At 63.9% G+C, this 22,619-nt stretch carries 3 protein-coding genes; all 3 read left to right on the plus strand.

Features of this window, described 5'->3' with window-relative positions; all coding sequences use genetic code 11:
* The first annotated feature begins 106 nt into the window (after positions 1 to 106).
* A complete protein-coding gene (locus CAG25_RS23210; protein WP_085613087.1) occupies positions 107 to 13,105 on the plus strand; it encodes a non-ribosomal peptide synthetase in 12,999 nt (4,332 codons plus the stop codon).
* Positions 13,102 to 21,402 (plus strand): non-ribosomal peptide synthetase, encoded by an 8,301-nt coding sequence (locus tag CAG25_RS23215; protein ID WP_085613088.1) that lies wholly within the window; start codon positions 13,102 to 13,104, stop codon positions 21,400 to 21,402. Before CAG25_RS23210 ends, CAG25_RS23215 begins: the two co-directional genes overlap by 4 nt.
* A gap of 66 nt (positions 21,403 to 21,468) precedes the next feature.
* Positions 21,469 to 22,617 carry a macrolide transporter subunit MacA gene (gene macA, locus CAG25_RS23220; RefSeq protein ID WP_074687877.1) on the plus strand — a complete coding sequence of 383 codons (1,149 nt, stop codon included), beginning with the start codon at positions 21,469 to 21,471 and terminating at the stop codon, positions 22,615 to 22,617.
* Positions 22,618 to 22,619 lie beyond the last annotated feature (2 nt).

A 22,619-nucleotide genomic window follows, 5' to 3' on the forward strand; every position in this document is an offset into this window, starting at 1 on the left:
TGTCAGACACCCAGGCCCCGATGTTTTAGCTTTTCCAGGCTGCGCGCCGCCGTACGGACTCGCCGCTGCGCGCTCCTTTTTTCCGAATTTACAGCAGGTTACCCCCATGCAATTTCGCGAGCTGATGGCTGTTATTTCCACCCATGCGATCCGCCTTCAACAGGACGATGAAGACCTGGTCATTCTGGGCGATGACGACGCACTGGACGATGCGTTGTGGGACAGCCTCGCCAAACACAAGGCGCAGTTGCTGGAACTGGTGGCGAGCCACGGCGGCGACTGGTCGAGCCCGGCGTTGCGCATCACCCCGGACATGCTGCCGCTGGTGCAACTGGATCAGCCGGCTATCGACCGCATCGTCGCCACCGTGCCGGGCGGCGTGGCGAATGTGCAGGACATCTATCCGCTGGCGCCGCTGCAGGAGGGGCTGCTTTATCACCATCTCTCCGCGCCGGAGGGGGATCCCTATGTGTCGCAGGCGCGGTTCACGTTCGACAGTCGCGAACGGCTGGAGGCATTCACCGAAGCGTTGCGTCGGGTGATCGAGCGCCACGACATTTTGCGCACCTCCATCCTCTGGGAGCATCTGGACGAACCTGTGCAGGTGGTCTGGCGTGAAGCCCCGCTGGTCTGTGAGGAAGTCGATCTGAATGACCGTGAGGATGTACTCGCGCAATTGCTGGCACGCCACGACCCACAATATTTCCGCCTCGACCTGCAACAGGCCCCGTTGCTGCGGCTGGTGTTCGCCGAGGATCCGGTCAACGACCGGGTGGTCGCATTGTTGCTGTTCCATCACATGATCATGGATCACGTCGCGCTCGATGTGGTGCGCCGGGAAATTCAGGCCTACCTGTCCGGCCGCGATGCCGAAGTCGCGAGGGCGGTGCCGTTTCGCGACCACCTGGCGAGGGCACGTCTGGGGTCGGATGAGCAAGCGCATCAAGACTTTTTCCGCGAGATGCTCGGCGAAATCGACGAGCCGACACTGCCCGGTGGCTTGCACGATGTACAAGGTGACGGGCAGGGCATCGAGGAAGTCTCGTGCATGCTCGACAGCGATCTGAGCCAGCGCCTGCGTACCCACGCGCGACAATCGGGGGTGAGCGTGGCGAGCCTGATGCACCTGGCGATGGCGCGGGTGCTGGGTCAGCTGTGCGGGCGCTCGGCGGTGGTGTTCGGCACCGTTCTGCTGGGACGGATGAACGCGGCTGACGGTGTCGAACAGGCCTTGGGGATGTTCATCAATACCTTGCCTTTGCGGGTGGATGTCGGCGCGTCGAGCGTTCATGACGGCGTGCTGACGACGCACCGGCGCCTGACCGCGCTGCTCGCCCATGAGCAGGCGTCCCTGGCACTGGCCCAGCGTTGCAGCGCCGTGGCAGTCCCGACGCCGCTGTTCAGCGCCATGCTCAACTACCGCCACAGCAGCGTGGAGGAAGTTGCCGAGGTGATCGAGCTGTCACCGGGGGTGCACGTGTTGGGCGCCCGCGAGCGCACCAATTACCCGCTGACCGTCAACATCGATGACCTCGGTCAGGACTTGCGCATCACGGTGCTGGCCGATGTGACGCTTGGCGCCTCACGCATCGCCGGTTACCTGCGCACGGCACTGGACAGTCTCGTCGATGCGTTGCGGAACAACCCGCAAGCCGCATTGCACAGCCTCAACATCCTGCCGCCCGCCGAGCGTGAGCACTGGCTGTATGGCGTCAATTCACCGAGGGCGACGTTTCCCGACACGCCTTTGATCCATCAGCAGTTCGAAGCGCATGCGCACACCCGGCCCGAGGCGGTCGCGTTGCTGTTCGAGGGGCGTACTTACAGCTATGGAGCACTCAACCGACAGGCCAACCAGGTGGCCCATCGTTTGCTCGCCCTTGGCATCCGTCCGGATGACCGGGTAGCGATCTGCGTCGAGCGCGGCCCGCAAATGATCGCCGGCCTGCTCGGCGTGCTCAAGGCGGGTGCCGGATATGTGCCGATCGATCCGGCTTATCCGCTGGAGCGCATCACCTTCACCCTGCAAGACAGTGCGCCGGTGGCGGTGCTGATGCAGGCCGCGACTCTGGATCGGATTGCCGGGCTATCCGTGCAGCAGATCGATCTCGACGACCACGGATTGCACACCGAACCAGCGTTCAACCCGCAGATCCCGGACTTGAATCCGGCGCATCTGGCCTACGTGATCTACACCTCTGGCTCCACCGGGCTGCCCAAAGGCGTGATGGTCGAGCACCGCAACGTGGCACGCCTGTTTGGCGCGACCCACGATTGGTTCCGGTTCAACGGGCAAGACGTCTGGGCGTTGTTCCACTCGTTTGCCTTTGATTTCTCGGTCTGGGAAATCTGGGGCGCGCTGGCGTACGGCGGACAGTTGCTGGTGGTGCCGCAACACATCAGTCGCTCGCCGGACGAGTGTTACGCGTTGCTCTGCCGCTCGGGCGTCACCGTCCTCAACCAGACGCCAAGCGCGTTCCGGCAGTTGGTCGCCGCCCAGGGCCGCAGCCCGTTGCAGCATTCGCTGCGCGAAGTGATTTTTGGCGGTGAGGCGCTGGAGCCGGGATCGCTCAAGCCCTGGTATGCGCGGGTCGGCAACGCCGGCACCCGGCTGGTGAATATGTACGGCATCACCGAAACCACGGTGCATGTGACCTATCGCCCGCTGGTGGTGGCAGACGCGCAACTGACCGCCAGCAGCCCGATCGGCGTGCGCATTCCCGACCTGCAGCTGTACGTCCTCGATGCCCGGCGGGAACCCGTACCGGCCGGAGTGACCGGGGAGTTGTATGTGGGTGGCGCCGGGGTTGCCCGTGGGTATCTGAATCGTGAGGCGTTGACCGCCGAGCGCTTCATCGCCGACCCGTTCAGTGGGCATGCCGAAGCGCGTTTGTACAAGACCGGCGATCTGGCACGCTGGACGGTGGAGGGCGAACTCGAATACCTGGGACGCAACGACGATCAGGTGAAAATCCGTGGTTTCCGTATCGAACTTGGCGAGATCCAGGCACGTCTTGCCTCCTGCGACGGCGTGCGCGATGCGCTGGTGATCGCCCGCGAGGACAGCCCCGGCGACACGCGTCTGGTGGCCTACTGGCTGGCCGCCGAAGGTGTCGAACCGAGCGTTGCGCAATTGCGCGATCACCTGCTGGCATCGCTGGCCGAGCATATGGTGCCGGGCGCGTTCGTGCGCCTCGATGCCTTCCCGCTGACGGCCAACGGCAAACTCGATCGCCGGGCGTTGCCGCAGCCGGACAACGAAGCCTTCGCCCGGCGGGCATTTGAAGCACCGCTTGGCGAAATCGAAACCCGCATCGCTGTGATCTGGCAGACCTTGCTCGGACTGGACCGGGTGGGCAGACATGACAATTTCTTCGAGCTGGGCGGTCATTCGCTGCTGGCGGTGAAGCTGATCGAACGCATGCGTCAGCAAAACATGCAGTGCGACGTCCGCGTGCTGTTCGGCCAGCCGAGCGTGGCGGCACTCGCGGCGACGCTCGGTGGGGTCTCCACGGTCAGCGTGCCGGCCAATCGCATCGAATCCGGTTGCACCCGCATCACCCCGGACATGCTGCCGCTGGCCACGCTGGATCAAGCGGCCATCGACCGTATCGTCGAGACCGTCGAGGGCGGTATCGACAACGTGCAGGACATCTACGCCCTGGCACCGTTGCAGTCAGGAATCCTCTATCACCATCTGGCCATTGCCGACGGTGACCCCTACGTGTTGCAAGCGCAGTTCGCCTTCGACGGACTGGCGCAGATCAAGGCGTTCGTTCGCGCGTTGAACAGTGTCATCGCCCGGCACGACATCCTGCGTACCAGTGTGGTCAGGGAAAACCTCGACGAGCCGGTGCAAGTGGTGTGGCGTTCGGCGCCGCTGGCACTGGAGCGGGTGGATGCCGATCCGCAGGACGGTGATGTGTTGCAGCAAATGCAGGCGCGTTTCGATCCGCGACACTATCGCCTGGACTTGCAACGTGCGCCGTTGATGCGCTTTGCCTACACCGAGGACCCTTTGCAAAACCGCTGGGTCGGGATCCTGCTGTTGCACCATATCGTGCTCGATCACACCGCGCTTGAGGTGTTGGTGGCCGAGATGAGCGACGCACTTGACGGGCAAGTCGGCGTGCTGCCGCCGCCCGTGCAATACCGCAACTATGTTGCTCAGGCCCGTCTCGGTTCGAATGCCGAGGCCCATGAAGCATTCTTTCGCGAGATGCTCGGCGACATCGCTGAACCGACCCTGGCGTTCGGCCTGCGGGACGTACTTGGCGATGGCACAAATATCGTGGACAGCGAGCTGGCACTGGATGAGCGTCTTGCCGGGCGCCTGCGCAAACAGGCCCGCACGCTGGGCATCAGCGTTGCGAGTCTGGTGCATCAGGCCTGGGGCCAGGTACTTGCCCAGGTCTGCGGGCGCGAGGAAGTGGTATTCGGCACGGTGTTGCTGGGGCGCATGCAGGGGGGAGAGGGCGCCGATCGTTCGTTGGGCATGTTCATCAACACCCTGCCGCTGCGGGTCCATGTCGGGGCAACGACGGTGGAGGCGGGTGTCAGGGCGACCCACGAGCGTCTGGCGCAACTGCTGGTGCATGAGCAAGCGCCGCTGATGCTCGCTCAACGTTGCAGTGGCGTGACGGGTTCGCAACCGCTGTTCAATACCTTGCTCAACTATCGCCACAGCGCGCAACAGACGGCGACGCCGGGCTGGGAAGGCATCCGGATTCTCGATTCTCGTGAGCGCAGCAACTATCCGCTGGTGGTCAGCGTCGACGACCTTGGACAGGGCTTCCGGCTTTCTGTCCAGGCAGTGCCCGAAGTGGATGGCGCGCGGGTCTGCGATTACCTGCAAACGGCATTGCACAATTTGCTGAGCGCGCTGGAACAGGATCGCCATGCGCCATTGAATCAGGTGTCGATTCTGTCGGCGGCCGAACGCCAGCGCGTGCTGGTCGGTTTCAATGTCACCGGTCGCGACTTTGCCCACGGCCATGTTGTGCACCGATTGTTTGAAGCGCGAGCGGCGACCCAACCCGACGCTGTGGCAGTGGTGCAGGGCGGGCAAAGCCTGAGCTACGACGGCTTGAATCGCCGCGCCAACCGCCTGGCCCATCACCTGATCGGCCTCGGTGTGCAACCGGACGACCGCGTCGCGCTCTGTGTGCAGCGGGGTCCGCAGATGCTGATCGGGCTGCTGGCGATCCTCAAGGCTGGCGCCGGTTATGTCCCGGTCGATCCGGCACATCCGGCAGAACGGATCACTTATCTGTTGCAGGACAGCGATCCGGTGGCGGTGCTGGCACAGACGGCCACTCGCGACCTGCTGGGTGCCGTGCCGGTGATCAATCTTGACAGCGACGCCTGGCAGCATCTGCCGGACAGCAATCCACAGTTGCCGGACCTGACCCCCGAGCATCTGGCCTACGTGATCTACACCTCGGGCTCCACCGGCCAGCCAAAAGGCGTGATGGTCGAACACGCGACCCTGGAAAACCTTGTGCACTGGCACGCCGAAGCCTTCGACCTGCACGCCGGCAGCCACACCGCCAGCGTGGCCGGGTTCGGTTTCGATGCGATGGCCTGGGAAGTCTGGCCGGCGCTGTGCGTCGGCGCGACCTTGCACCTGCCGCCGGAAACGGTGAGCAACGAGCATCTGGACGAACTGCTCGACTGGTGGCGGGCGCAGCCGTTGCAGGTCAGCTTCCTGCCAACTCCAGTGGCCGAATATGCCTTCAGTCGCGGGCTGCAACACCCGACCTTGCGTACCTTGCTGATCGGCGGCGACAAGCTGCGGCAGTTCAACCGCGAACAGACTTTCGCGGTCATCAACAACTACGGCCCGACCGAAGCCACGGTGGTCGCCACCTCGGGTCCTGTCGAAGTCGGGCAAACGCTGCACATCGGTCGGCCGATGGCCAACGCCAGGGTTTACATTCTGGATGACCAGCAACGTCCGCTGCCGGTGGGCGTCACCGGCGAGTTGTACGTCGCCGGCGCCGGTGTCGCACGGGGTTACTTGAACCGTCCCGATCTGACCGCCGAACGCTTCCTGAATGATCCGTTCAACGAAGGGCGCATGTACCGCACCGGCGACCTTGCGCGCTGGCTGGCGGACGGCAATGTCGAGTACCTGGGCCGCAACGACGATCAGGTCAAACTGCGCGGCGTACGGGTTGAACTGGGGGAAATCGAAGCGGCGCTGGCCAGCCATCCGGCGGTGCAGGACGCGGTGGCGCTGGTGCGCGACGGCCAGTTGCTGGTGTGGTTCACCGAGCATGCGCCGACCGATATCGAAGCCCTGCGCAATCATCTGCAAACCCGTTTGCCGCAAGCCCTGATCCCGGCGGCTTACGTGCGCCTCGATGCCTTGCCGCTGACCGCCAACGGCAAACTCGACCGCAAGACCTTGCCGGAGCCGGATCAGAACGCCTGGCTCAGCCGCGAATACGAAGCCCCGCAAGGCCCGGTGGAAACCGCGCTGGCGCAGATCTGGGCCGACGTGTTGAAACTGGAGCAGGTCGGACGTCACGACAACTTCTTCGAACTGGGTGGTCACTCGTTGCTTGCCGTCAGCCTGATCGAACGCCTGCGCCAGATCGGCCTGAACACCGACGTGCGCGTGCTGTTCAGCCAGCCGACCCTGGCAGCCCTGGCGGCTGCGGTGGGCAGCGGTCGCGAAATCGAAGTGCCGGCCAATCGCATTTCTGCCGACTGCGCCCACATCACCCCGGAGCTGCTGAGCCTGACCGAACTGGATCAGGCCAGCATCGATGGGATCGTGGCCAGCGTGCCGGGTGGCGCCGCCAACGTGCAGGACATTTATCCGCTGGCGCCGTTGCAGGAGGGCATTCTTTATCACCATTTGAGCGCGGAGCAGGGCGACCCGTACCTGCTGCAATCATGTCTGGCCTTTGCCAGCGTCGAGCGCTTGCACGCTTTTGCCAACGCCTTGCAAAAGGTGATTGCGCGTCACGACATCCTGCGCACCAGTCTGGTGTGGGAAGGATTGCCGAGCCCGCAGCAAGTGGTATGGCGAGAGGCCGAGCTGGCGGTGCAATCGGTCGATTTGAGTCCGCTGGATGGCGATATCCTCCATCAGTTGCGCGCACGGTTCGATGCCCGGGATTATCGCCTCGACCTCGGTCAGGCACCGCTGATCCGTCTGGTATATGCCGAAGATCCGCTGCGTGACCGGGTGGCAGGTGTGCTGTTGTTCCATCACGTCGTGCTGGATCACACCGCACTGGAGGTGGTTCGCCGGGAAATGCAGTTGTATCTGCCGGGGCAGGTTGAGTCTTTGCCGCCCGCCGCCCCCTACCGCAACTACGTCCATCAGGCCCGCCAAGGCATCAGCGAGGACGAACACGAAACCTTCTTTCGCGAAATGCTCGGCGACATCGACGAACCGACCCTGCCATTCGACTTGCAGGACGTACAGGGCGACGGCCGCAACATCGAGGAGCACTCGCTGGCGCTGCCGGTGGAATTGAATCGGCACCTGCGCCGCCAGGCGCGGCAATACGGGGTCAGCGTCGCGAGCCTGTTTCATCTCGCCTGGGCGCGGGTGCTGGCGGCGACTTCCGGACGCCGGGACGTGGTGTTCGGTACCGTGCTGCTGGGGCGCATGCAAGGCGGCGAGGGCGCGGATCGGGCTTTGGGGATGTTCATCAACACCTTGCCGCTGCGCGTGGAGGTTGACGGGCAGAGTGTGAGCGAAGCGGTTCGCACGGTTCATGAGCGGCTGGCGGCTTTACTGGGACACGAACATGCGTCGCTGGCACTGGCTCAGCGTTGCAGCGCCGTGGCCGCGCCTTTGCCGCTGTTCAGCGCGGTACTCAACTATCGACACAGCGGCCACGACGTTGCGCGAGAGCCTGTGGATCCGGTCTGGCAAGGCATCGAATTCCTGGCCCAGGACGGGCGCACGAATTATCCGTTGACCTTGAGCATCAACGACCGGGGCGATGGCTTCAATCTGTCGGTGCTGACCCCGGATCATGTGGGGGCGCAGCGGGTCTGCGAGCTGATGCACACCGCTCTCACGGAGCTGGCGACAGCGTTGGCTGACAACCCCGGACAGGCCTTTGAACGTCTCAACGTCCTGTCAGCGGCGGCGCGCGAGCCGCTGCTTGGCGACTTCAATGCGAGCTCCGCCGTTTACCCGTCAGCGCAAGGTGTTCATCGTCTGTTCGAAGCGCAGGTTGCGCGCACGCCGGAGGCCGTGGCGGTTCAGGCGGGCACGCAGCGCCTGACGTTCAGGCAATTGAACCAGCGCGCCAATCGCCTGGCCCATCATCTGCGGGGGCTGGGGGTCACTACCGAGACACGAGTGGCGATCTGTCTCAAACGCAGCCCGGACATGCTGGTCGGCTTGCTGGCGATCCTCAAGGCCGGCGCCGCTTATGTACCGGTCGACCCGGCTTATCCGCCCGAGCGAATCGCTTACATGCTGGCCGACAGTGCGCCGAGGGTGGTACTGGTTCGCGATGTAGCTTTGCCGAATCAGGCTGGCATACCGGTGATTGATCTTGCCCATGAGACCTGGCAAGACCTGTCGGTTGCTGATCCGCAGGTTGCCGAGTTTACGCCGGACGACCTGGCCTACGTGATCTACACATCAGGCTCCACCGGCCAGCCGAAAGGCGTGATGGTCGAACACGCGACCCTGGAAAACCTTGTGCACTGGCACGCCGAAGCCTTCGACCTGCACGCCGGCAGTCACACCGCCAGCGTGGCCGGGTTCGGCTTCGATGCGATGGCCTGGGAAGTCTGGCCGGCGCTGTGCGTCGGCGCGACCCTGCACCTGCCGCCGGAAACGGTGAGCAATGAGCACCTGGACGAACTGCTCGACTGGTGGCGGGCGCAGCCGTTGCAGGTCAGCTTCCTGCCGACGCCGGTGGCCGAATATGCCTTCAGCCGCGAACTGCAACATCCGACCCTGCGCACCTTGCTGATCGGCGGCGACAAGCTGCGTCAGTTCAATCGTGAGCAGAGCTTTGCGGTGATCAACAACTATGGCCCGACCGAAGCCACGGTGGTCGCGACGTCCGGCCGGGTCGAAGTCGGCCAGCCGCTGCACATCGGCCGGCCGATGGCCAACGCTCGCATCTATCTGCTCGATGCCCAGCAACGCCCGGTGCCAGTAGGTGTGACGGGGGAGTTATACGTCGCCGGCGCCGGTGTCGCACGGGGCTACCTGAACCGTCCCGATCTGACCGCCGAGCGCTTCCTGAATGATCCGTTCAACGAAGGGCGCATGTACCGCACCGGCGACCTCGCACGCTGGTTGGCGGACGGCAATATCGAATACCTGGGCCGCAACGACGATCAGGTCAAACTGCGCGGCGTGCGGGTCGAACTGGGGGAAATCGAAGCGGCGCTGGCCAGTCATCCGGCGGTGCAGGACGCAGTGGCGCTGGTGCGCGACGGGCAATTGCTGGTGTGGTTCACCGAGCGAGCCCCGACCGATATCGAAGCCCTGCGCAATCATCTGCAAACGCGTCTACCGCAAGCGCTGATCCCGGCGGCTTACGTGCGCCTCGACGCCTTGCCGCTGACCGCCAACGGCAAACTCGACCGCAAGGCCTTGCCGGAGCCGGATCAGAACGCCTGGCTCAGCCGCGAATACGAAGCCCCGCAAGGCCCGGTGGAAACCGCGCTGGCGCAGATCTGGGCTGACGTTTTGAAACTGGAGCAGGTCGGACGCCACGACAACTTCTTCGAACTGGGTGGCCACTCGTTGCTGGCCGTAAGTCTGATCGAACGCCTGCGCCAGATCGGCCTCAACACCGACGTGCGCGTGCTGTTCAGCCAGCCGACCCTGGCCGCCCTGGCGGCTGCGGTGGGCAGCGGTCGCGAGATCGAAGTGCCGGCCAACCGCATTCCGGCTGATTGCACCCACATCACCCCGGAGCTGCTGAGCCTGACCGAACTGGATCAGGCCAGCATCGATGGGATCGTGGCCAGCGTGCCGGGTGGCGCCGCCAACGTGCAGGACATTTATCCGCTGGCGCCGTTGCAGGAAGGCATCCTTTATCACCATTTGAGCGCGGAGCAGGGCGACCCGTACCTGCTGCAATCGCGGCTGACCTTCGACAGCCTCGAGCGTGTGGAAGCGTTCGCGGCAGCGCTGCGTCAGGTGATTGCGCGCCACGACATCCTGCGCACGGCGGTGATCTGGCAGAAGCTGGCCGAGCCGATGCAAGTGGTCTGGCGTCACGCAGACTTGCCGGTGCAGGAGATGGTGCTCGATCCGGCGGATGGCGACATCCTTGAGCAGTTGCACGAGCGTTTCGATGCCCGGCACTACCGCCTCGACATCAGTCAGGCACCGTTGCTGCGTCTGGTGTATGCCCGTGATCCGGCCCACGACCGGGTGGTTGCGATGTTGCTCTTCCACCATGTCGTGCTCGATCACACCGCGCTGGACGTGGTGCAGCAAGAAATGCTCGCCTGCCTGCAAGGGCATGAAGCTTCGTTGGGCGCGGCCGTGCCTTACCGTAACTACGTGGCACAGGCGCGGCTGGGTGTCAGCGAGCAGGAGCACGAGGCGTTCTTCCGCGACATGCTCGGCGACATCGACGAGCCGACCCTGCCGTTCGGCTTGCAGGATGTGCAAGGTAACGGTAGTGGCATTGAGGAAACACAACAGACCCTGAACGCAGACACCGGCCAGCGTCTACGCAGCCTCGCGCGGCAACTGGGCATCAGCGTGGCCAGCCTGTTCCACCTTGCGTGGACGCAGGTGCTGGCCGCGACATCCGGGCAGGAGCGGGTGGTGTTCGGCACGGTGCTGATGGGCCGGATGCAGGGCGGCGACGGGGCCGATCGGGCGCTGGGGATGTTCATCAACACCTTGCCGCTGCGGGTCGATCTGGGGGCAACCCCGGTGCGCGAAGGGGCTCGGGCGACGCATGCGCGGCTCAGTGCGCTGCTCGGTCATGAACACGCTTCGCTGGCACTGGCCCAGCGTTGCAGCGGTGTGGCCGCGCCGTCACCGCTGTTCAGTTCGATGCTCAACTACCGGCATAGCGCCGACGCGGCGCAACAGCAAAAGTTGCGTCAGGCCTGGCAAGGCATCGAGACCCTGAGCAGCGAAGAACGCACCAACTATCCGCTGAATCTGGGGGTCGATGATCTGGGCAGCGGGTTCGTGCTCACCGCCATGACCCCGGCGAGCATCGGCTCGCAGCGGATCTGCGACTACATGCAGACCGCGCTGGAGCAACTGGCGGATGCTCTGGAGCAGGCTCCGGATCAGCCGCTGAACCGCTTGCCGATCCTTGACGGCGCAGAACGTCAGCGGGTGCTTTACGACCTTAACGTCACCGGCACCGCCGACGATCTGGAGCAAACCGTTCACGCCATGTTCGAGGCGCAAGTGCAACGCACGCCGCAAGCCATCGCGTTGCAGGCCGGTGAGCAGCGGCTGACCTACGCCGAACTCAACGCACAGGCCAATCGCCTGGCCCATTACCTGCGTGAGCTGGGCGTGGGGCCGGATTCGCGGGTGGCAATCTGCGTCGAGCGCGGGCTGGGGCTGATCGTCGGACTGCTCGGCATTCTCAAGGCGGGTGGTGCCTATGTGCCGCTGGACCCGGCGTACCCGGCGGAACGTCTGGATTACATGCTCAAGGACAGCGCGCCGGTAGCGGTGCTGGTGCATGGGGCGACTCGCGCCTTGCTCGACGAGAGCACTGCGCGGGTGATCGATCTGGATCAGGCGCAATGGACATCCAACCCGGAGGACAACCCGCAAGTACCGGGCCTGAGCGCTTCGAACCTGGCTTACGTGATCTACACCTCCGGTTCGACCGGTGCGCCGAAAGGCGTGATGGTCGAGCATCGCGGCGTCGGCAATTTGCTGCACTGGAGTTCGCAGCTGTGTCCCGTCGTGACGGACGGCGCCCTGTTGCAGAAGACCCCGTTCAGTTTCGACGCCTCGGTCTGGGAGCTGTTCTGGCCGTTGAGTGCCGGGTTGCGTCTGGTGCTGGCGCGTCCCGACGGACACCGTGAACCGGCGTATCTGGCGCGGGTGATTCGCGAACAGCGGATCAGCGTGATCCAGTTCGTGCCGGTGCTGTTGCAACAGTTCCTCGAGCAGGACGATGTCAGCCAGTGCAGCAGCCTTACCGACGTGTTCTGTGGCGGCGGCGACCTGACGCCGGCGCTGGCTCGCCGCGTGCGCGAGCGTTTGCCGCAAGTGCGCTTGCATAACGTTTACGGCCCGACCGAAGCCACGGTCGACAGCACGGCGTGGACGCTGGAACCGTCGATGCCGGTGCCGGACAGCGCGTTGCCGATCGGACGGCCGATCAACAACACCCGTCTATATGTCCTCGATGCCGCTCAGCGGCCGGTGCCGATGGGCGTGATCGGTCAGTTGTTCATTGGTGGTGCCGGGGTTGCGCGGGGTTATCTGGGCCTGCCGCAATTGATGGCCGAACGGTTTATCCCGAGCCCGTTTGTGGCCGGCGACCGGTTGTACGCCACGGGCGACCTTGTGCGCTACCGCGCCGATGGCCAGCTCGAATTCATCGGGCGCAACGACTTCCAGGTCAAGCTGCGTGGCCTGCGTCTGGAACCGGGTGAGATCGAAGCGCAACTGCTCAGCCATCCAGCGCTGCGCGAAGCCGTGGTGCTGGTGCGTGAGGAGCGTCTGGTGGCGTACTTCACCCGGCACGCCGAAGTCGGGCAACCGGGGATCGAGGCGTTGCGCGAACACTTGCTGGCACGCTTGCCCGATTACATGGTGCCGTCGGCATTCGTCGCGCTCGACAGCCTGCCGCTGAGCCCCAACGGCAAGGTCGATCGCAAGGCGCTGCCCGCACCGGATTCGGCTGCAGTCAGCATTCGCGAATACGAAGCGCCGGTCGGCGAGATGGAAGTCCTCCTTGCGCGCCTGTGGTGCGAATTGCTCAAGGTCGAGCGCGTCGGACGGCAAGACCATTTCTTTGAGCTGGGTGGGCATTCGTTGCTGGCGGTCAGTCTGATCGGGCGCCTGCAACAGGCAGGTATCGAAGCCGATGTCCGGACGTTGTTCGAGCAACCGACTCTGGCTGGTTACGCAGCTATCACGGAAAGAATGGAGATCGTCCTGTGAGCCTGAATGAACTGTTGGCGACGCTGAAGACAAAAGACATCCAGTTGGCAATCACGGACGGACAATTACGGGTCAATGGCAACAAGCAGGCCCTGAGTGAACCGAGCTTGCTGGCCGCATTGCGCGAGCACAAGCCGGCATTGATCGAGCTGATCGAGGCGGGCGGTTACTCGCCCGCACGGGAAGGGCAGGTTGCAGTGCCGGTCAATGGCATTTCACCGGGCACAACACGGGTCACCCCGGCGATGCTGACAATGGTTGACCTGAACCAGGACACCCTCGATCAAATTGTCGCGCAGATCCCTGGCGGCGGCGCCAATGTCCAGGACATCTATCCGCTGACGCCGTTGCAGGAGGGCATCCTCTACCACCACGCGAGCGCTGCACAGGGTGATCCGTATGTGATGCAGGCGAAATTCGCGTTCAGCGGGCCCGAGCGGTTTGAGGCATTCGTTCAGGCCCTGCAGACTGTCATCGAGCGCCACGACATTCTGCGCACCGCCATCGTCTGGGAAGGACTGGACACGCCGGTGCAAGTGGTCCTTCGAAGTGTCGAGTTGCCTTTGGAGAACGTGCAGCTTGATGCGGCTGAGGGCGATGTTTTGGAGCAGTTGCATGCGCGATTCGACGCCCGGCATTTTCGTCTCGACGTGACACGTGCGCCGCTATTGCAGCTGGCCCATGCCTGGGATGCAGAGTCCGGGCGTATCGTCGCGATATTGCTGTTTCACCACATGGCGATGGATCACTCGGCGCTCGCGGTGGTCAGCGAGGAAATGCAGGCGTGCCTGTCAGGACAGAGCACCAGACTGGGAGCGCCCGTACCGTTTCGCAATTATGTCGCCCAGGCGCGGCTGGGCATCAGCGAGTCCGAGCACGAGGCGTTTTTCCGCGAGATGCTCGGTGACATCGACGAGCCGACGTTGCCGTTTGGCCTGCAAGGCGTGCATGGCGACGGCAGCGACATCGAAGAGTGCGGTGTGCCACTTGACCCGTTGCTGGGGCAGCGCCTGCGAGCCAGTGCCCGGTCGCTCGGGGTGAGTGTCGCGAGTCTGTTCCATCTCGGCTGGGGGCAGGTCCTGAATGCACTCACCGGCAAGTCCGCCGTTGTGTTCGGTACCGTGCTGATGGGGCGGATGCAAGGGGCGGAGTCGACCGACCGCGCGCTGGGCATTTTCATCAACACCTTGCCGCTCCGGGTCGAGGTCAGCGCGCTGGCAGCGAGTGAGGCAGTGAAGGCCACCCAGGCACGTCTGACGAGCCTGATGCGCCATGAGCACGCCCCGCTGGTGCTGGCCCAGCGCTGCAGTGGGGTGGTCGGGTCATCGCCTCTGTTCAGTTCGCTGCTCAACTACCGGCACAGCACCTCGAGTGCCAATGCCAGTGCCGAAGCGCTCTCGGCCTGGGAGGGGATCAGCGTCCTGCATGCGGAGGAACGCACCAATTACCCGCTGACCTTGAGCATCGATGACTTTGGCGATCACTTCAGCCTGACGCTGCTGGCCAGTCGTGAAGTCGAGGCGCAGCGCATCTGCGGCTATATGTTGTGTGCCATGGAAAACCTGTTGCAGGCGCTGGAGCACGCGGCGGATACGCCGCTGAGTCAACTGTCGGTGTTGCCCGCCCCGGAGCGCGAACAGCTGTTGACGGGGTTCAACGCCAGCGATGTCGAATACGTTCGCGGACAGACAATTCATCAACGCTTCGAGGCGCAGGTCGTCGCGCGACCGCAAGCGCTGGCGGCGGTGCATCTGGACAAGCAACTGACGTTCCACGAACTGAACCGCCAGGCCAACCTTCTGGCGCATCGCTTGATCGATCTGGGTGTGCAGCCGGATGACCGGGTAGCCATCGTCGCCCGGCGAGGGCTGGATACCCTGGCCGGATTGCTCGCAGTCCTCAAGGCAGGCGCCGGGTATGTGCCGATCGACCCCGCGCATCCGGCCGAACGCTTGAATTATCTGCTGAGCGATTGCGAGCCAGTGGCGATTCTGACCTCGAGTGACCTGCTCGCACGGCTGCCGGGACAGGAGCTGCCGGTACTCGATCTTGATCCGCGCACCTGGCGCTCAGGCAATGACGCAAACCCGGTGGTATCAGGTCTGTCCGAGGCGAACCTGGCTTACGTGATCTACACCTCCGGCTCCACCGGTTTGCCCAAGGGCGTGATGGTCGAACACCAGACACTGGCCAATCTGGTCGACTGGCACTGCAACGCGTTTGACCTGTGTGCCGGCCGCCATACGTCGAGTCTGGCCGGGTTCGGCTTCGACGCGATGGCATGGGAAGTCTGGCCAGCTCTGTGCGTCGGCGCGACCCTGCACCTGGCGCCTGCGCAGGACGGCGGTGGAGACGTCGACGGGCTGCTGGCCTGGTGGTGCGCGCAACCGCTGGACGTGAGTTTCCTGCCGACGCCCGTCGCCGAATACGCCTTCAGCCGGCATCTCGAGCACCCGACATTGCGTACCCTGCTGATCGGCGGCGACCGCTTGCGTCAGTTTTCGCGCAATCAGCATTTCGATGTGATCAACAACTATGGCCCGACCGAAGCCACCGTAGTCGCTACGTCTGGACGGATCGAGGCGGGGGAGGCGCTGCACATCGGCAAACCGGTGAGCAATACCTCGGTGTACCTGCTCGACGAGCAACAGCGTCCGGTGCCGATCGGGGTGTCCGGCGAGCTGTATATCGGTGGCCGAGGCGTGGCGCGTGGTTACTTGAACCGTGCGCAACTGACCGCCGAACGCTTTCTGCCGGACCCGTTCAGTGAACGCCCGAATGCGCGTCTGTATCGCACCGGCGACCTTGCCCGCTGGCGCCGGGACGGGACGATCGAATACCTGGGGCGCAACGATGACCAAGTGAAAATTCGCGGCATGCGTATAGAACTGGGGGAAATCGAAAGCCGTCTGCACCAGCTTCCCGGCATTCAGGAAGCGGTGCTGCTGGCCCGTGAAGACGAGCCCGGACAACCACGGCTGGTCGCCTATTTCACCGAGCAGGCGCAGGTGCAGCCACTGGCTGTGGCGCAACTGCGCGAGCATCTGCTGGGCCAGTTGCCCGAGTACATGGTGCCGGTCGCGTTCGTCAGACTCGACAGCCTGCCGCTGACCGCCAATGGCAAACTGGATCGCAAGGCCTTGCCGTTGCCGGAGCGCACGGCGCTGCTCACTCGCGAGTACGAGGCACCGCAAGGCGAGCTCGAATGCACGCTGGCGCAGATCTGGGCCGAGGTTCTGCAGGTCGAACGGATAGGGCGTCAGGATCATTTCTTTGAGTTGGGCGGCCATTCGTTGCTGGCCATGCGCATGGTCGCGCAAGTGCGTCAACGGCTGGGTGTGGAGCTTGCGCTCGGCGAGTTGTTCGCCAATGCCGAGCTGGCGTCGGTGGCGCAGTCGCTTGCCCAGGCCGGACGCTCGACGCAGCCGCCGATCCTGCCGGTGCCACGGGAAGGCGCATTGCCGCTGTCGTTTTCCCAGCAGCGCTTCTGGTTTCTGGCGCAGATGGAAGGTGCCAACACCGCTTACAACATTCCGATCGGTCTGCGTCTGCGCGGTGTGCTCGACGCCGATGCGCTACAGCGGGCACTGGCCCGGATTGTCGCCCGCCACGAAAGCCTGCGCAGCCGTTTCACGCCGTACAACGGCGAAGCCCAGGTGCTGATTACTCCGCCCGACGGCGGTGTGCTGCTGCGGGTCGAGGACCTGCGCCAGCACCCGCAGGCCGATGAAGCCTTGCAGGCGCTGATTCAGGGGGAGGCTTCCGGCCCGTTCGACTTGCAGGATGATCCGTTGATTCGCGGACGGCTGGTGCGTATGGCCGACGATCACCATGTGTTGCTGATCACCTTGCATCACATCATCTCCGACGGTTGGTCGATGGAGGTGCTGACCCGCGAGCTGATGGCGTTGTATCAGGCTTTCAGTCAGGGGTTGGCGGACCCTTTGCCGCCGCTGGCGTTGCAATACACCGACTATGCCGTCTGGCAGCGACGCTGGCTGAGCGGGGAGGTTTTGCAGCGCCAGAGCGAATATTGGCAACGCACGCTGGCCGATGCGCCAGCCTTGCTGACGTTGCCTGCCGACCGACCGCGACCACCGCAACAGGATTACGCCGGCAGCAGCGTCGAAGTGTGCCTGGACGAGCGCTTGAGCGCCGGGCTCAAAGCCTTGAGCCAGCGCCATGGCGTGACGCTGTACATGACGATGCTGAGCGCGTGGGCGATGCTGCTCGGTCGTTTGGCCGGGCAATCGGACGTGGTGGTCGGCTCGCCGGTGGCCAACCGTTTCCGGGCCGAAATCGACGGACTGATCGGGTTGTTCGTCAATACCCTGGCGTTACGCATTGATACTTCCGGTGAGTTGAGCACCGAAGCGCTGCTGGCGCGGGTCAAGGCGCTGACCCTGCAAGCCCAGGCCCATCAGGACCTGCCCTTCGAGCAAGTGGTGGAAATCGCCCGACCGGCCCGCAGCCTGGCCCACAGCCCGCTGTTCCAGACCATGTTCAACTGGCGCAACAGCGACGGGCCGGTATTGGCGCTGGGGGATCTGACCCTGGAAGCGGTGGCGGAGCCGAGTCACTTCGCCAAGTTCGACCTGACCCTGACCCTGGGTGAATCGCCGAACGGGATAAATGGCTGGATGGAGTACGCCACAGCGCTCTTCGATGAGGCGACGGCACGGCGTTATGCCGGTTATTTCCAGCGCCTGTTGCAGGCCATGGTCAACAATGACCAGGCAGTGCTGGAACACGCGCAGATAATCGAGGATCAGGAACGCACGCAGTTGCTCGACGAATTCAACGCCACCGCACGGGATTGTCCGCAAGTGCTTACCGTGCACCGGGTCTTCGAGATGCAGGCCGCCGAGCATCCGCAAGCCGTTGCCGCGGTGCACGGGACGCAGGTGTTGAGTTACGCAGAACTGAACCGCAGCGCCAACGGCCTGGCGCATCATCTCATCGCTCAAGGTGTGCAGCCTGGCGATCATGTGGCGATTCTGTTGCCACGCTCGCTGGAACTGTTGATCGCGCAGTTGGCGATCATCAAGTGTGCGGCGGCCTATGTGCCGCTGGACATCAACGCACCCGCCGAGCGTCAGGCATTCATGGTGCAGGATTGTCAGGCGGTCGCGCTGTTGACCGGCAGCGATCAGGCCATCGAGTACCCGGTGCGACGAATGGATCTGGATACCCTGGCGCTTGCCGGGAGCCCTTCGCACAACCCGGATCTGCCTCAGTCCTCGGAGGCGCTGGCGTACATCATGTACACCTCGGGCTCCACGGGCACGCCGAAGGGGGTCATGGTGCCGCATCGCGGCATTACCCGCCTTGTGATCGATTGCGGCTACGCCGATTTCAACCCGAGGGACCGGGTGGCATTCGCTTCGAACCCGGCGTTCGACGCGAGCACCATGGATATCTGGGGCGCCTTGCTCAACGGTGGCCAGGTGGCCGTGATCGATCATGGGATTTTGCTCGACCCACAGGCATTCGGCCGGGAGCTGAGCCGGTGCGGGGCCACGATCCTCTTCGTCACCACCGCGTTGTTCAATCAGTACGTGCAATTGATTCCCGAAGCGCTCAAAAGGCTGCGCATCCTGCTGTGCGGTGGGGAGCGTGGCGATCCGGCAGCGTTTCGAAAGCTGCTCGCCGAAGCACCGGACCTGCGCCTGGTGCATTGTTATGGCCCGACCGAAACCACGACGTACGCCACCACCTTCGAAGTGCGTGAGGTGGCGCCGGAAGCGGATAGCGTTTCGATTGGCGGCCCCATCGGCAATACCCGCGTGTATGTGCTGGATAACCGGCAACAACCGGTGCCGTTCGGCGTCACCGGTGAGTTGTACATCGGTGGTCAGGGGGTTGCGCTGGGCTATCTGAATCGGCCTCAACTGAGTGCCGAGAAATTCCTCCGGGATCCGTTCAGCGACAACCCGCAAGCCTTGATGTATCGCACGGGCGACCTGGTCCGCTGGCAGGCGCCGGGGCGACTGGAATGTATCGGCCGCAATGATGACCAGGTGAAGATTCGCGGCTTCCGCATTGAGCTCGGAGAAATCGAAAACCGCCTCTTGAGCTGTCCGGGGGTCAAGGAAGCGGTGGTCCTGGCCCGACGCGACGGACAGGAGCCAACGCGGCTGGTGGCCTATTACACGGCGCATGATCCTGCATTGCAGAGCGCTACTCTGCGCGCACTGCTGCAAGCCAGGTTACCGGAGTACATGGTGCCGAGCGCCTGGGTGGCGATGGCGAGCCTGCCGCTGAACAACAACGGCAAGGTCGATCGCAAAGCCTTGCCGGCGCCGACACACCAAGCGCTGGTCATGCGTGACTATGAAGCGCCGGCCAATCCTCTTGAGGAATCACTGGCCGGGCTCTGGGCGCAAGTGTTGCAAGTCGGCCGGGTAGGCCGCCATGACAACTTCTTCGAACTGGGCGGGCATTCGCTGCTGGCGGTGCGGCTCGTCGATCTGATGCAGAAGGCCAACAGGCCGATTTCGTTGGCCGAGCTGTTCCAGCATCCAACTGTCGAGTCTGCTGCCACGCTGTTGTGCCAGCGCGATGACGCTGTGCAACACCATGACGGTGTGGTCGTGGTGCGAGCAAGCGAGCGGGGCACGCCGTTGTTCCTGGTGCATGAGTTCAGTGGTCGGGACCTGTATTTCCCGGCGCTGGGCCTGCATATCGGCGGCGAGTTCCCGATTTACGGCTTGCCGGGTATCGATCCCGGTATGGCGCAACTGCGCACCATGGAGTGCCTGGCAACCCGGCTGGTCGAGGTGATCCGCGCCAGACAACCCCACGGCCCCTATCGGCTTGCCGGCTGGTCGTTCGGTGGCGTGCTGGCTTATGAAATCGCGGCGCAACTGCTCGGGATGGACGAGTCAGTGGCGTTCGTCGGGCTGATCGACTCCTACGTGCCACGTCTGGCCGATCCGGATAAGGCGCTGTGGAACGATGCACATGTACACAAGCGCCAATTGCTTCTGCATTGCACGGCGCATTGGGCCGGACGCGAGACGCAGGGGCAGCAGGCACTGGCGCGTTTGGCCGTGTTGCAGACCGAACTTGAGCAGTGGGCGTTCGCCGATTTGTTCAACCATTGTCACGAACAGCAGTTGCTCAGACCCGAGCTGGCGGCTGTCTCGTCGGCGGATGCCTGGCATTACCTCGACCGGGAAGTGGCCCACGGGCATGCGTTGGCGCATTACCGGATCAACCCGATCGGCCTGCCGTTGCATCTGCTGCGTGCCACGGAGCGTTCGGCGCAAATGTCACGACTCAGCGCCACGCGCGGTTGGGCTGAAGAATTGCCAGGTGCCGAGTTGCACTGCATCGACGTACCGGGCGATCACCAGAGCATGATGAAAGCACCGCACGTTCAGGCTCTGGGGCAGGCCCTGACTAAGGCGCTGGAAACGGCAACTGCGCCCGCGCCAACGGCGTATCAGCCGATCCTGACCATCCAGACCGGTCACACCGGACATGCACCGATTTTCTGCGTGCCGGGTGCCGGCGACAGTGTTACCGGGTTCCTCCACCTGACCGAGGCGCTGGGGCCGGAGTGGCCGATTCATGGGCTGCAATCCCGAGGCCTCGACGGCGCGACGGTGCCGCACAGCCGGGTCGAAAGCGCCGCCACGTTCTACCTGCGGGCGCTTGAGCAGTTGTATCCGCAAGGGCCGGTGCATTTGATCGGGCATTCGTTCGGTGGTTGGGTGGCTTACGCCATCGCGGCGCAGTTGCAGGCGGCGGGGCGCGAAGTGGCATCCCTGACGCTGATCGACAGTGAATCGCCGGGCGGCAACAGTGTGGTGGGCAAGCCTTACACCACGACGGCGGCGTTGTTGCGGCTGATCGAGTCGCTGCAACTGTCCAGCGGCAAGTCCCTGGGCATCGATGCGCTGACCTTCGCCGAAGCCGACGACAGCACGCAAATGCGCTTGCTGCACGAGGGGATGGTGCGCGCGGGTGTGCTGTCGGAACGCGCGTCACTCGATGCGATGCAGGGCCCGGTGCGCACGTTCGCCACCGCACTGCGTACGGTCTATCGGCCGGCGCTGGCCTACACCGGTCCGGTGCGTCTGGCGCTGGTGGACGACCCGACGCTGGACGCCTCGGGCAACCAGCGCGAACAGGCGGCGATGCTCGAAGGCTGGCAGCGTGAGGCCAGGGATCTGGCGGTGTGGTACGGCCCGGGCAACCACTTCACGATCCTCAAGGCGCCCAACGTCTTCAGTCTTGCGGCGTGGTGGCATGACGGGCTGACGGTGGCGGCGGGGCAAGTGTTGTCCTGATTGAAGTTTTTATCCTGGAACCCGGCCGCTGGCCGGGCTCAACCCTGAACGGAATTGTGGTCATTTATGGAACAGTCGAAGGTGCGCAAAGTCGGTCTGGGAATCGCGTTGACGCTGGTGGCCGGGTTGGTGTTCTACACGGTGCAGGCGCCGGCCGAGGCACCGCAATACCTGACCGCCACGGTCGAACGCGCTGACATTGAAAACGCAGTGCTGGCCACCGGTTTGCTGGAGGGCATCAAGCAGGTGGACGTCGGCGCCCAGGTTTCGGGGCAGTTGAAGTCGCTGAAGGTCAAGGTCGGCGACAAGGTCAAGAAGGGCCAGTGGCTGGCGGAAATCGATCCGTTGGTGCTGCAGAACACCCTGCGTCAGGCACAGGTCGATGAGGAGAATCTGCAAGCCCAGCGCCGGGCGACTCAGGCTCAACTGCGCCAGACCAAGGCCATCTACGAGCGCTATCAGAACCTGCAGGAGGACGCCTCGATCTCGCGGCAGGATTTCGAAACCGCGCAATCGAACTACGAGGTGCAGCAGGCCAATCTGTTGTCGCTGGATGCACAGATCAAGAGCGCACACATCCAGATCGACACCGCCAAGGTCAATCTGGCCTACACGCGGATCGTCGCGCCCATCGACGGCGATGTGGTGGGCATCGTGACCCAGGAAGGCCAGACCGTGATCGCCAACCAGCTGGCACCGATCCTGCTCAAACTGGCGGACCTGGACACCATGACCGTAAAGGCTCAGGTGTCGGAGGCCGATGTCATTCACATTGCACCGGGGCAGGAGGTGTACTTCACCATTCTTGGTGAGGACAAACGTTATTACGGCAAACTGCGCGGCACTGAGCCTGCGCCGCAGAACTTCCTCGAAACCCCGCCCGCCGGCACGCCGAAGCAGAACACTGCGGTGTTCTATAACGCGCTGTTCGAGGTGCCGAACCCCGATCACCGTTTGCGTATTTCTATGACCGCTCAGGTGCGGGTGGTGCTCGACACCGCCAAATCGGTGCTGACGATTCCGGTCGCCGCGCTGGGCCCACGTAACAGCGATGGCAGCTTCCCGGTGCGGGTGCTGGACGCCAAGGGCCAGGCGCAGTCGCGCAATGTGCAGACCGGGATCAACAACAACGTCAAGGTGCAGGTCAACGAAGGCCTGGCCGAAGGCGACCGGGTAGTGATCGGTGATCCGGTGACGAAAGTGGCAGGGGCATGAGC

Source organism: Pseudomonas sp. B16(2017), from assembly GCF_002113205.1.
Taxonomy (GTDB): Bacteria; Pseudomonadota; Gammaproteobacteria; order Pseudomonadales; family Pseudomonadaceae; genus Aquipseudomonas; species Aquipseudomonas pharyngis.

Bases quoted from the DNA above. Each gene is read 5' to 3' on its own strand.
- CAG25_RS23210 (WP_085613087.1), top strand. From the start codon at position 107: ATGCAATTTCGCGAGCTGATGGCTGTTATTTCCACCCATGCGATCCGC.
- macA (WP_074687877.1), top strand. From the start codon at position 21,469: ATGGAACAGTCGAAGGTGCGCAAAGTCGGTCTGGGAATCGCGTTGACG.